The organism is Sporosarcina luteola (assembly GCF_023715535.1).
In the GTDB taxonomy this organism is placed as follows: Bacteria; Bacillota; Bacilli; order Bacillales_A; family Planococcaceae; genus Sporosarcina; species Sporosarcina luteola_B.
Map to the genome: position 1 here is coordinate 360,190 of NZ_JAMBOI010000001.1, position 12,409 is coordinate 372,598.

The 12,409-nt window shown below is 42.8% G+C and carries 11 protein-coding genes; 1 reads left to right on the plus strand and 10 read right to left on the minus strand.

Annotated features, from left to right (window positions below):
- Positions 1 to 5: 5 nt before the first annotated feature.
- From M3191_RS01540 to M3191_RS01575, 8 genes are all read right to left on the minus strand, one after another.
- Positions 6 to 1,199, minus strand: a complete 1,194-nt coding sequence (locus M3191_RS01540; RefSeq protein ID WP_251697694.1) for an ATP-grasp domain-containing protein — start codon at positions 1,197 to 1,199, stop codon at positions 6 to 8.
- Entirely contained in the window at positions 1,189 to 1,710 is a 522-nt protein-coding gene (locus M3191_RS01545; protein ID WP_251697695.1) for a GNAT family N-acetyltransferase, read from the minus strand. The genes M3191_RS01540 and M3191_RS01545 overlap by 11 nt, the downstream gene beginning before the upstream one ends.
- 5 nt (positions 1,711 to 1,715) lie before the next feature.
- Positions 1,716 to 2,327 carry a sugar transferase gene (locus M3191_RS01550; RefSeq protein ID WP_251697696.1) on the minus strand — a complete coding sequence of 204 codons (612 nt, stop codon included), beginning with the start codon at positions 2,325 to 2,327 and terminating at the stop codon, positions 1,716 to 1,718.
- Between the two features lie 13 nt (positions 2,328 to 2,340).
- Positions 2,341 to 3,564: a DegT/DnrJ/EryC1/StrS family aminotransferase gene (locus M3191_RS01555; RefSeq protein WP_251697697.1), complete on the minus strand. Its 1,224-nt coding sequence runs from the start codon at positions 3,562 to 3,564 to the stop codon at positions 2,341 to 2,343.
- A gap of 189 nt (positions 3,565 to 3,753) precedes the next feature.
- On the minus strand, positions 3,754 to 5,580 hold the full coding sequence (locus M3191_RS01560) for a polysaccharide biosynthesis protein (RefSeq protein ID WP_251697698.1): 1,827 nt from the start codon (positions 5,578 to 5,580) through the stop codon (positions 3,754 to 3,756).
- A gap of 278 nt (positions 5,581 to 5,858) precedes the next feature.
- Entirely contained in the window at positions 5,859 to 6,626 is a 768-nt protein-coding gene (locus tag M3191_RS01565) for a tyrosine-protein phosphatase (protein ID WP_251697699.1), read from the minus strand.
- 52 nt (positions 6,627 to 6,678) lie between these two features.
- Positions 6,679 to 7,383 (minus strand): CpsD/CapB family tyrosine-protein kinase, encoded by a 705-nt coding sequence (locus tag M3191_RS01570; RefSeq protein ID WP_251697700.1) that lies wholly within the window; start codon positions 7,381 to 7,383, stop codon positions 6,679 to 6,681.
- A 5-nt stretch (positions 7,384 to 7,388) separates the two neighbouring features.
- Positions 7,389 to 8,117, minus strand: a complete 729-nt coding sequence (locus tag M3191_RS01575; RefSeq protein WP_251697701.1) for a YveK family protein — start codon at positions 8,115 to 8,117, stop codon at positions 7,389 to 7,391.
- Positions 8,118 to 8,248: 131 nt separating this feature from the next.
- On the opposite strand from M3191_RS01575, the gene M3191_RS01580 reads away from it, so the two are divergent.
- On the plus strand, positions 8,249 to 9,085 hold the full coding sequence (locus tag M3191_RS01580) for an SGNH/GDSL hydrolase family protein (RefSeq protein ID WP_251697702.1): 837 nt from the start codon (positions 8,249 to 8,251) through the stop codon (positions 9,083 to 9,085).
- A gap of 484 nt (positions 9,086 to 9,569) precedes the next feature.
- Here the strand turns inward: M3191_RS01580 and M3191_RS01585 are convergent, their stop codons facing one another.
- Entirely contained in the window at positions 9,570 to 10,520 is a 951-nt protein-coding gene (locus M3191_RS01585) for a nuclease-related domain-containing protein (RefSeq protein ID WP_251697703.1), read from the minus strand.
- Positions 10,521 to 11,179: 659 nt separating this feature from the next.
- A complete protein-coding gene (locus M3191_RS01590) occupies positions 11,180 to 12,361 on the minus strand; it encodes an S-layer homology domain-containing protein (protein WP_251697704.1) in 1,182 nt (393 codons plus the stop codon).
- Positions 12,362 to 12,409: the final 48 nt, after the last annotated feature.

Consider the following 12,409-nt stretch of genomic DNA (forward strand, 5'->3'; position numbering starts at 1 on the left):
ACCGATTAATCGATAATGATTTCAACTTTAGACAATAACTCTTCTGCTTCTAAGATAATGCTTTCTCTATTTTCTCCATTAAGTATGAAGTACCCAACCCTATCTGAACTTGATTTAAGAATATCATGAAAATCGCCTTTTTTTTTATTGATTTTTAATTCAACAAATTTATTTGATTTTTCGATATTCTTTAAGCCGGTAACTTTTTTTATTTGGCCACATTTAGCTATATTTATGTATTTGATTATTGCAGTTTTTCTATATTTAACCTGTTCCACGTCTTCTTTATCAATTGCGTAATTTATAGTTGCTTTTACAATATTATAACCCGTTGCTAATGGTACTAAATGTGTTGTAATATTGTCTCCACCTAGCCTAGCACCTATTTCAACTATCTTTGGACCAGATTCTGTTAGCATAACTTCACAATGTGATGGTCCGTCAGTAATTTCCAGGGCTTTTATTGTAGATTCTACAATTTCCTTTATTTGTTGCTCTTCAACTTTAGATATATTTGCAGGTATGATATGTCCCATTTCTACAAAGTGAGGTGCTCCAGTTGTTTCTTTCTCAGTAATTGCAATTATCTTTGGGGTTCCATCAAAAGACATTGATTCCACACTAAATTCCCTACCTTGCATAAATTCCTCAATTATTATCTCACCATTTCTAGAATAATTACTTGAATAAAAATATGCTTCATCTAAACTATTCAAATCACACTTCAACTGAACTCCTCGACTACCTGAACTATCTGTTGGTTTGATTATACAAGGAAGATTGAACTTTTTTATTTCTTTCAAGAAACCCTCAAAATCTTTAATAATTTTATAATCCGGTATTGCGATTTTATTTTTTTTAAGAGTATCTCGCATAACACCTTTATTCGTAGTACAAATTGCTACCCTTTCAGAGATAACTTTTAAGTTTAATCTATTCCCTACATATGCCACTGTATTCATTGGTTGATCACTTGCTAAAGTCATAATTCCACTAACATTTAAAGCAGATGCAAATTCAAGAATTTTTTCTTTTTCTAACGTACTAATCTCCAAACCAATGTCAGCAAATTTAAAGCCAACAGCATTTTTATCCATATCCACAGCTATTACCTGGAGCCCCATTTTTTTAGCCATCTTTATGGCTGGTAACTGTAATTCGCTGGCTCCTAGAATCATAATGGATTTATTAGGCATCATTATTTTTCATCCTACCCATTACCAGTACATTATGATATTTTCCATCTTTAAACCAATGTTCTTGAAGTGTCCCCTCTAATTTATACCCACATTTCTCCAACATTTTTCTGGATGCAGAATTATATTCAAATAGATAACCATATATCCTATTTACATTTAATACCTCGAAGCAAAAGTCAATTATTAATGAAAACGCTTCTTGACCAATACCTTTTCCTTGATTCACTTTTTCTCCGATATAAATAAAAGGATACGTTGTTCTATTTATTGGATCATATTCATTATTTCCAACCAAACCAATAATTTCGTTTGTTTCAATAATCTGTATCGCAAATGTCTTGTTATACTTATCTAGACATTTAGATTTAAACCAACTTTCGTGCTCACTCTTAGTTACTGGGAATTTTGCTCCCGTAAACAATCTAATACTCGGGTCGTTAATCCATTTCAGTGTTAAGTCAAAAGCTTCATCATTTAGGGCAATAAGTCGTACTCTATTTCCAACTATCATTTTTTTCATTCCTTCGTTTTTTTATTCTTATTCTTAATATAAACGTTCTCTCTTTTCAAAGTACTTTCAATCGTTTTATAGACAATTTTCACATCCAAATAGAAAGTCAAATTATTAACATAATAAACATCATTTTTAAATTTATCTTTAGTATTTACTGAATTCCTATAATAAGCTTGATTATATCCAGTAATTCCGGGTCTTACCTTCATCTTTTTTTCTTCAAATTTATTATATATATCTTTTGCTTCAGGCATGTCCGGTCTTGGTCCAACTATGCTCATATCCCCTTTGATAACATTTAGAAGCTGTGGTGTTTCGTCAAGGCTCGTTTTACGTATAAACTTTCCGATCTTGGTTAATCTTGGATCATCTTCTGCATTAAAAGTTGATCCATCATCATTTCTTAGATCAGGAGCATTTACTTTCATGGAACGGAATTTATACATTTTAAACACTTTTCCATCCTTACCGAGCCGGGGCGCATTATAAAAAACTGGCCCCTTATCTTGAAAGTATATAATCGGCCCTATAATCAGTAGAATTAATAACCAAAATGGCAAGGCTACTAAAGCTAAGATAAAATCAAATACTCTTTTAAAGAAATTCTTATACATCTAGTAACCCACCTCAACCATCACTTAGTACTTTTTTAAAATTCTCTACTACATATTTTACATCCTCATCACTCAATAAAGTATGAAGCGGAAGTGTAACTTCATTTTCATATTGTTTATAAGCATTAGGATAATTCTTTATATCAAATCCTAAATTTTTATATGCTGTAAACATAGGTAATGGTTTATAGTGGACATTACATGCAACACCCACTTCTGCCATTTTTATTATAATTTCATTTCTCTTTTCTTCACTAATATCAGGTATTCTCACTAAATAAAGGTGACCTGATGAACTATAATCCGGACCGAAATGCTGCAAGCTATGAATACCCAATGGTAATAGAGCTCTATCATACATCTCAATAATCTCTCTGCGTCTCTCCAACAATCCTTCATATCTATCTAACTGTACTAAACCAATACTAGCCATAATATCTGTCATATTACATTTATAAGCAGGATAAACAATATCATATTCCCAAGCACCTATTTGTGTCTTTGCTAACGCGTCTTTAGATTGTCCGTGTAGACTATATAACATGTACTGCTTATATAGCCATTCATCATCAAGGGCACGTTCAAAATCATTTTGCCAGACAGCAGCTCCGCCTTCTGCAGTAGTCAAGTTCTTTACTGCGTGAAACGAAAAACATGTAAAGTCTGCCACTTGACCGCTTTTCATACCTTTCCTCTCCGCTCCAAATGCGTGTGCGGAATCACTCATTACAACTATTCTATTAAACAGCCACTGAAGTTCACTTTTAGGTTTAAATAGACCCTTCTTCCTCTCGGCAATATTAAAGATTTTATCGTAGTCACACATTTTACCGGCAATATCAACTGCAATAATTGCTTTTGTATTCTCCGTGATTGCATCTGCGAGTTTAGAATAATCCATTTCAAATGAATCTGGTGCAGTATCAATTAAAACAATTTTCGCGCCAACGTGTTCTATAACAGATGCAGATGCTGTATAAGTATATGCAGAAGTAATTACTTCATCTCCAGGACCTATTCCTAAAATCCGAAGAGTCAGCTCCATTGCAGCTGTAGCAGAATTTAAGCACACTGCTTTTTCAACTCCTACATATTCGGCAATTCTACTCTCAAATTCTTTGGTTTTAGGGCCTGTTGTAATCCAACCTGATTTCATAGCTTTTATAACTTCATCAATTTCTTTTTCGGTAATATGTGGAGGTGAAAAAGGAATATTTCTTTTTTTAATATCAATCACATCAATAACCTCGCTTTATACTTATTTAGTCAACTAGAACTTAATTGGAATCTACACAATCTCTCCAATTAACTGCTGAGAAACCAAATAAAAATAATGTACATGATCCAGAAAGTTTATTAGTGTGGTGCCAAGTATAGCCGCAATTCAAATGACGTAATTTGTGTCCATACCAAGCACCGCTGCTATTTAAACCGGCATCTTCACCCCCAGCTCAACGACCTTCCGATTCGCTATACCAATTAGTGTAGTCTTCAACTCACTAATTCCCATATCACGCAGCTTGTCCATCACATACTCCATCTCCAACTCACTAATCGGCGTAGCCTTCCCGACATAAATCTTCGGATACACATACTCGCTCTGTCTTTCACTTTCATTCAACAATTCTTCATATAGTTTCTCACCAGGTCTGATGCCTGAGTATTTGATTTCGATTTCGTTTTCAGCATAACCTGATAACCTGATCAAGTTCTTCGCCAAGTCTACAATCTTCACCGGCTCGCCCATATCAAGAACGAACACTTCTCCTCCGCTTGCAAGTGTCCCTGCTTGTATGACGAGTCTGGATGCTTCAGGGATGGTCATGAAGTAGCGGGTCATTCTAGGATCGGTGACTGTAACTGGTCCTCCTGCCGCAATCTGCGTTTTGAATAGAGGAACGACACTGCCACGTGAACCGAGGACGTTGCCGAACCGGACTGCAGCGAACTTTGTTTTGCTGTTCTTCGCAAGGTTCTGAACAACCATTTCAGCAAAACGCTTCGTCGCACCCATGACGTTCGGAGGGTTGACGGCCTTGTCTGTCGAGACGAGGACGAAATGTGGGATGCCGAATGTGTCAGCAGCTTCCGCTACGTTCTTCGTTCCGAATATATTGTTTTTCACCGCTTCCATCGGGTTCGCTTCCATAAGCGGGACATGCTTGTGTGCCGCGGCATGGTAGATGACATCCGGATGGTGTTCGGAGACGATGTCGAAGATGCGTTGGCGATCTTTCACGTCAGCGATGACCGGGACAATCTCCGTTTCGGGTGAAACTTTTTCCCGTAGTTCACGTTCTATTAAGTAAATCGAGTTTTCACCATGTCCTAGTAGAATGATCTTTTTCGGTGTGAAACGGTTCACTTGACGGCAGATTTCCGATCCGATTGACCCCCCTGCTCCGGTGATGAGGATCGATTTATTCGTCAGCTTCTTTTCAATCGCCTTCATGTCGAGCTGCACTTCGTCGCGGCCGAGCAAGTCTTCGATTTTTACGTCACGGATATCGTTGACGGACACTTTCCCCGTCATCAAGTCTTCGATGCGCGGGATCATTTGCGTCCGGACGCCTGTTGCGACGCATTGCTTCATGAGCTCTGTCAATTCATGCCGTGCCATTGATGGAATGGCGATGATGATTTTGTCGATATTGTTGTCCTGTGCGTTTTCTTCTATATGCCTCGTATTGCCTACAATTTTTATCCCGTACAATTCCAGTCCCTTTTTTGAACGATCGTCATCGAGGAAGAGGATCGGCTTCATTCCCGATTCCGGGTTGTTCAACAGTTGCCGCGCAACCATCATACCGGCTTGTCCGGCCCCGATGATCATGACCCGCTTCATCCCTTGCTCGTCCGTTTTGCGGAACGTGTCGCGTGTAATGCGCCAGCTGAGCCGCGATCCCCCAATCAAAAGAATGTGAAGCATCCACGTCAGGAAAAGCGCCCGGGCATGGATGTCTTTCGTGAAGACGAGCTGCGCGATGGCGACGACCGCGATCGTGAATGTGACCGATTTGAATATTGCTCTCAGTTCGCCAATGGAGGCGTATGCCCATACTTTACGGTATAGTCCGTAATGCCAGGCGATAACGTGGTGTGCGATTTGGATTGTCAATGCGCTCATCAGGATGATTCCGTCTTGAAGGATGATGATATCCGGCCGCAATATATAGTAGCCTAGAAAGATTGATAGGAACACGATGAGTGAATCCAATAGGAAAAGCATTGTCATGCGCTTTTTCATTGTCATGCGTGAGGCTCCCTCCGTTCTTCTCTGTTTTCGAAGAACTATAATTCCACAATTACTCTTCCAAAATATTGGAATGGTTAGTAGTCTTATAGTATCATGCTCCCCCTAGTTGTACCAGTCTGATTTTCATTGTATGCCCTTTCATACTATACTTTTCTCTATAATTGGAACTTGGCAAATGTCCTAATCCTTTATCTCATTGAAGCGGACTGACTATCGATATATTTTTTCTTTCGCGGAAATATTTGAATTTGTTTGCCGGTAAACCTAAAGACCTATTAACCTATGAACCCGAACAGTTTCTTTTTGGGGGCCAATTCTGGTTCCAGAAGGAAGAATGGTTCATTCCTCAAGATTCGTTCATTATTCTCGAGCAATACTTCAGCGCTTGTGTACAGCCTTTTCTTTTCCAACATATCGAGTCCTTTCCCGAAATGGAACGGCCGCGTTTTCAAGTTATGGACGTCTGAGCCGTATGTATGAACGAGATTCGCTTCTATTAGTTGCAGTGACAGCTTTTGGATGTTTTTGCCGAAATGGCCCGATAGGCTGCTTGATGTGATTTGGGCAGTGGCCCCGTGGCGGATGAGCCGTTCCAGCCGCTCCGGTTTTTCTGCTATCGCCCGGTTCCGTTCTGGATGAGCGATAATCGGGATGATTTCCCGCTCGAGCATCGATTGGATGATATTCACTGTGTAGGCGGGGATTGATTGCGACGGCAGTTCCAATAGTAGGTATCTGGAATTGGACAATGTGAGCAATTCACCTCTGTCCAATTTTCCAATGAGGTCTTCCGTCAATCGGATTTCCTGACCGGAATGAAGCTTCACATCGAGCCCCGCTTCTGAAAGGACATCTTTCAGCAAAGCCGTTTGGCTCAATACTTCACTGCGCTGTACATCGTATTGCGGATGGCAGGCATGCGACGTACAAATCATGTCCGTGATCCCTTCCTCTTGCGCCTTTTTAATTAAGGCAAGCGTTTCTTCAATAGTTGAAGGTCCGTCATCTACGCCGAACAGTAGATGGGTATGCATATCAATCATGTAAGTAAAGCTCCTTTAATAGAGAAAAGAGTAAAAAGGCATAAAAGCCCCTTCACTCTCCCGTTCCATAGTATTGATAGTAATAATGGTCCTTCTCAAGCATGAAATTGTTCAAGAGAGTCCCAAGAATATTCGCTTTTGCGGATGTAAGCGCTTCTTTCGCTTTAATTACGCTATCTTTTTCTGTCGTGCCGGAATTGACGACAAGGATCGTCCCGTCGCATTTATTCGAAAGGATTTGTGCGTCCGCTACCGAAAGAATCGGCGGCGTATCGAAAATGACAAGGTCGTATTGCGCCGTCAGCTCCTGGATGAGTACATCCATCGATTTCGAGCCGATCAGCTCGGCAGGATTCGGCGGAATCGGACCGCATGTCATCAAGAATAGGCCTTCGATATCCGTAACTTTAGTCACCTCTTCAAGGCTCCATTGCTTTGTCAGCAAGTTGGACAGCCCCGTCGTGTTCGTCGTTCGGAATGTGTATTGCATCGTCGGCTTGCGCATGTCCGCGTCGACGAGCAGCACTTTTTTCCCTTCCTGCGCAAAGACGATCGCCACGTTCGCAGCGCTCGTCGATTTGCCCTCTCCCGGCGAGGAAGAGGTGAACAGCAATGTCTTCAATTCTTTGTCAGGCATCGAGAAGTTGATGTTCGTCCGGACCGTACGGAATTGCTCCGAAACGATCGACTTCGGATTGTATTTCGTTACTAATTTACGCGCAACCGTTTGCATCGGCCGCTTCTTTTTCGTGAACATGGCTGTCACCTCTTCCTTCTTCTACGTTGTAATGCCTCTTTCGCATCCGGCATTTCATTATCTGTAATCGGACTGACGAGGCCTAAAATCGGCAACCCGAGCAATTCCTCGACATCTTGCTCCGTCTTCACCGTCGTATCCAAATATTCGAGCAGGAATGCGATCCCCACCCCGAGCATAAGTCCGATGACCGCCGCAATCGCCATATTGAGGAACGGATCGGGCTTGATTGGCGACGGATTGTCCGACAGCACAGCCGGCGATAGGATGTTGACGTTATCGACATTCATCAGTTTCTGGATTTCTTCCTGGAACACTTCCGCCGTCGTGTTGGCGATATCGACCGCCATGAACGGCTCCGGGTCCTGTACGCTCACATTGACAACTTGTGAGTTTTGCGCACTGTTCACGGTGATTTTCCCTTTTAGCGCTGCCGGCGTCGTATTTAGATCCAAGTTTTCGATCACTTTTGAAAGGATGGCCGGGCTTGTAATGATGACATTGTATGTATTGATCAGCTGAAGATTCGCTTGGATATCCTGTGTGTTGAACTGGTTCTGCTCCACCTTCTGCTGATTGACGAGGATTTGCGTCGAAGCTTGGTAGATCGGCGTCATTAACAGGAAACTGACAACCCCCGCCACTGTCACCGCCAATAGCATCGTCAACAAAATGAGGATAGCCCTCTTCTTCAGCGTCTTGAACAGATCCTGAAGACTAATCGTTTCTTCCATATGGTTTATCCCCTTTATAGCAATCTATCGAAACTTGTCTCATTATATCATAATATGTTGAAAAAATTCTCGTAATTTGAATGCATTGTGATATATTTGAACCATAGGACTTATAACGGGAGGAATGGCTCATGATTGCAAGAAGAATTGCTGTCGCTCTATTCATCCTCGTCTGCGTCACCGCGCTTCTATTCAGCTACAACAGCTGGAAACAAAAGCTCGCGGGCGATTCAGGTGATGTAACAGCAGTGACGGAGCCCCTAGCGGGAATCGCGGCGACGGGTGTTGAGCAAGGGGATTCAGCAAATGAGGAAAGACCTACAACTGGGGAATTTGACAGATTGAAAGATTCAGAACTAGCCGCTCTGTCCGCGAACACGGACGCGAGGATGGCTAGTTTACTAGAGTCTCGTTTTGAAGCGGACGAGCACGTAAAACTGCTCATCGTAGGATCTCAGGCGATCGAGCAAGGCGGAAACGGCGGTGCCGCGGGCATGCTCGCGGATAGCTTGGCACTTGCATACAAAGGGTTCATTGAAACAGACATCCTCCCATTCGCGGGCACGTCCCGCGAATTTGTTGAGCAGATGGACGATCTCGTCGATGTAAGCGCCTACGACGTAGTGTTGCTTGAACCATTCACACTGAATAACAACGGCCGTGTCGTCATCGAGGACGAACACCGGCATATTTTACGTCTACGGGACACGTTGCAGGAAGATGCAGTATTGCTACTCATGCCATCACAGCCGATCCATCGGCCGAACTTCTATCTAACGCAAATTCGTTCGTTGGGGAACTTTGCGGCAGTGCGGGAGATTCCATACATAGATCATTGGACGGCTTGGCCGGATGTGGCTGATGAAGCGATACTCGGTTACCTGGATGAGGACAGCGGACCGAATGACGTGGGGGCAACTGCGTGGGGTGAGGCACTAGTCGACTATTTCACCGGTGGCCGGGAGTGATAATGAGCGCACCAACAAACTTTATGAGCACGCCAGCAACTTTATGAGCGCACCAACGACTTTATGAGCACACCAACAAACTTATGAGCGCGACAACAAACTTATGAGCACACCAACAACTTTATGAGCGCATCAACAAGCTTACGAGCACGCCAACAAACTTATGAGCACGCCAACAACTTTGTGAGCACGCCACCAAACTTATGAGCACGCCAGCAACTTTATGAGCACGCCAGCAACTTTATGAGCGCGCCAACAAACTTATGAGCACGCCAGCAACTTTATGAGCGCACCAACAAACTTATGAGCACGCCAACAAACTTATGAGCACGCCAGCAACTTTATGAGCGCACCAACAAACTTATGAGCACGCCAGCAAGCGCGGCAACCCCCTAATACCAAGAAATCTCCTCTCGCGCCAAATGCTTTTTACAATTTAATGGTTATACATAAAAGAAAACCCTTTAGAACGCACGCAAGCATTCTAAGGGGTTTCTCTAAAATAGATTGTTCCTTTCCGGCTCCCTTCCATTAGAAGGCCGGATTTACGCAATAGCCGCTTTGATACGTGGCGATCTTCAATACCAGCAAACCTCCGGAAGTTACCATTAGTAATCTTCTCGTCAATCAGATAAAACCAATCATTGATCAGCTGCAAATGGCAATCCAAGGCTTGGAAGCTGCAAGTGGGGCATCTCCAATATTTCTGTATCCACTTCATCCCCCGACGATTGCAATTCGGACAGAACACCCCCGGCAAAATATCATTTTCCGTAATTCCCATGATACGCGCGAGAGGAAATGGATCGTACTCCCGATGTCCTTTTACTATTTCATTCGCAACCTTACTGATCTCCTTCCGCCCCCACTTTTCACCTTCGACAGCCGAATTGTAAAGCAGGATGGGGATTTCATGAGTAAATGCAATCGTCGTATCCGGCACCCCATCGATGAACAACTCATTCGTAAACGCCAATCCAAGTACCCCTTCAACCGGTACATCAACCCCTCGCTCCGCAAGCCACCTCGTGAGGAATATCTTCTTCCGGTCAAGCTCAGTTATCGGACTTTGAAGGACCTTTCGTTCGCCATTATTTTCTTGAATGAACTGTGTCGGATTCTCTTTAACCACAATTTTTCCTGCAAGGTTTTTAACTTCAAAAATGATGATTCTCGCTGGTGTGATCAAAACTGAATCCATTTGAAAAAACACGCCATCATGATTTAAACAGACGTCATGCAATAAACCGTGCGGATAAGAGGGTCGAAACTCCCTAATATGCCTATCGAAATTTTCCTCCCCAGCAAAACCAGCCTTCCTTTTTCTCAAATCCTCCACAACTCGAGGAAATTGCGGATGTCCTTCTGGCAGCCGTTTTACCAAGGCTTGCAAACCGAGCATTGCCAATGGCTCATTCCGTTTTTTATATAGCATACTATCACCTCGCATAGATTGTAGCACTTGCGAATAATTTCCAAAACGACAATAACTTGGATTCAAGCCGAAAAGCGGGGTGAAAGTTTGAATTTGGAATCATATAGGGGGTTAAAATTTTATTTTAGCTTTTATTGAAGAAAATAAATGCGGCCGCAGAAAGTAGTATTTTTGTAGGTATAATCACACACTTGCACTAAATGCATTTGACACTTTGATGGTTTATCTCCAGAGGCTATCGTGTGATAAACTCAAAAATTCCATTAGCGGTTATGAGCATACAACTACTTTTTGATCTCACAGACCAATTTATGAGCGTTCCACCGACTTTATGAGCGCGCCACGAGGTTTATGAGCACATCCAACGACTTTATGAGCGCGCCGGCCACTTTATGAGCGCCCAACCAAACTTATGAGCACGCCAATAACTTTATGAGCGCACCAACAAACTTATGAGCACATCAACGACTTTATGAGCGCGCAACATGCTACTATGAGCGCGGGCACTCTCCAGCTCTCGCTAAATGCTTTTGACAAATCAAGTTTTACATACATAAAGAAACCCCTTAGAACGCTTTGAACATTCTAAGGGGTTTCCCGCATTTAAGCTAACACAAGTCCCCCTGGCGTGAAGCACGCAGGGGGACGATTCGCACTATTTATTCACTAAAGCTGAATGTATACGTGTCAGTGAATGCAACACCGTTTACTTTTCCAGTTACATTGACTGTAATACTTTTACCTTTAAATAAGCTTAAATCTTCATCACCCTTGAGACCGACTTTCCCAAGAGCACTCGAAATCAATGTGTCGAACTTTTGTTCTGTAGCACCATCTCCTACTACAACTTCTCCTCCACCAGGGAGAGTTACAGTTCCTTTAGTAACGACGACCGCGGTTCCTACTTTATCGAAAGCAGCTTCCGCAGCTGCAATGAAGTTGGTAACTGTTGCACCGTCAGTGGCCGTTGCAGTAAATTCTTTACCATCCAATAAGATGGAAACCGGTCCCTCAACTGTAGTCCCTGCACCGATATGCTGAAGAAGTAATGCATTCAACTCTTGTTCTGCAGTAGGTGTCGCTGGTGGTGTTACGTCACCGCCACCGCCGTTCGTTGGTGGTGTTACTACTGGTGGCGTTACTGGCGGTGTCACTGGTGGAGTCACTGGTGGTGTGACTTCACCGCCACCCTCTTCTATTTTCTTCAACTCGCTTCGATAGATGAAGGAAGCAACTTGTCCACGCGTTACGAATGCGTTAGGTGAGAAAGTCGTTGCAGTCGTGCCTGTTGTAATCTCGTTCGAGTACAATGTTTGAATGTAATTCGCAAACCATTGCTTGCCGTTCACATCTTTGAATGGCAGATTAGAGAGGGTTTCTTCTTCAAAATCAAAACCTTCTACGAGCATTTGAGCAATATGAGCACGCGTCACATTCCCATTGGGTCTGAACGTATCATCTTCATATCCTCTAATGATTCCCGCTTCGACAAGCGCGGCAATATGTCCGTAATACGGATGGCCCTTTTTCACATCTTTGAATCCTGGATCTTTGACGTTTACCGTATCAAGTCCTAATGCAAGCGCCATGATCTTTGCAGCGTGAGCCCTGCTAATGTTTTGACCCGGACGGTATGTACCATCTTCGTAGCCATTAATGACGCCTCTAGCCGTTAAATTCATAACCGCTTCATAGAAATGATGAGTTTCCTTCACGTCTGAGAATGACTTGGCTTGCGCCGCCGTATAGACTGGTGCTACCGTGACGAGTGCTCCGGTCGCTACCGCCGCCGCTAAAGTTGCGCTGAACAATTTACGATAAGAACTTTTATACTTTGTCATTTACAAACCTCCTAATTCTGTATTTAAATCTATATTCAGAATCTATTC

Excerpts from the sequence above, each read along its gene's own strand:
- M3191_RS01565 (WP_251697699.1), bottom strand. The coding sequence starts at position 6,626 with ATGATTGATATGCATACCCATCTACTGTTCGGCGTAGATGACGGACCT.
- M3191_RS01580 (WP_251697702.1), top strand. The coding sequence starts at position 8,249 with ATGATTGCAAGAAGAATTGCTGTCGCTCTATTCATCCTCGTCTGCGTC.
- M3191_RS01560 (WP_251697698.1), bottom strand. The coding sequence starts at position 5,580 with ATGACAATGAAAAAGCGCATGACAATGCTTTTCCTATTGGATTCACTC.
- M3191_RS01575 (WP_251697701.1), bottom strand. The coding sequence starts at position 8,117 with ATGGAAGAAACGATTAGTCTTCAGGATCTGTTCAAGACGCTGAAGAAG.
- M3191_RS01570 (WP_251697700.1), bottom strand. The coding sequence starts at position 7,383 with ATGTTCACGAAAAAGAAGCGGCCGATGCAAACGGTTGCGCGTAAATTA.
- M3191_RS01550 (WP_251697696.1), bottom strand. The coding sequence starts at position 2,327 with ATGTATAAGAATTTCTTTAAAAGAGTATTTGATTTTATCTTAGCTTTA.
- M3191_RS01540 (WP_251697694.1), bottom strand. The coding sequence starts at position 1,199 with ATGATGCCTAATAAATCCATTATGATTCTAGGAGCCAGCGAATTACAG.
- M3191_RS01585 (WP_251697703.1), bottom strand. The coding sequence starts at position 10,520 with ATGCTATATAAAAAACGGAATGAGCCATTGGCAATGCTCGGTTTGCAA.
- M3191_RS01590 (WP_251697704.1), bottom strand. The coding sequence starts at position 12,361 with ATGACAAAGTATAAAAGTTCTTATCGTAAATTGTTCAGCGCAACTTTA.
- M3191_RS01545 (WP_251697695.1), bottom strand. The coding sequence starts at position 1,710 with ATGATAGTTGGAAATAGAGTACGACTTATTGCCCTAAATGATGAAGCT.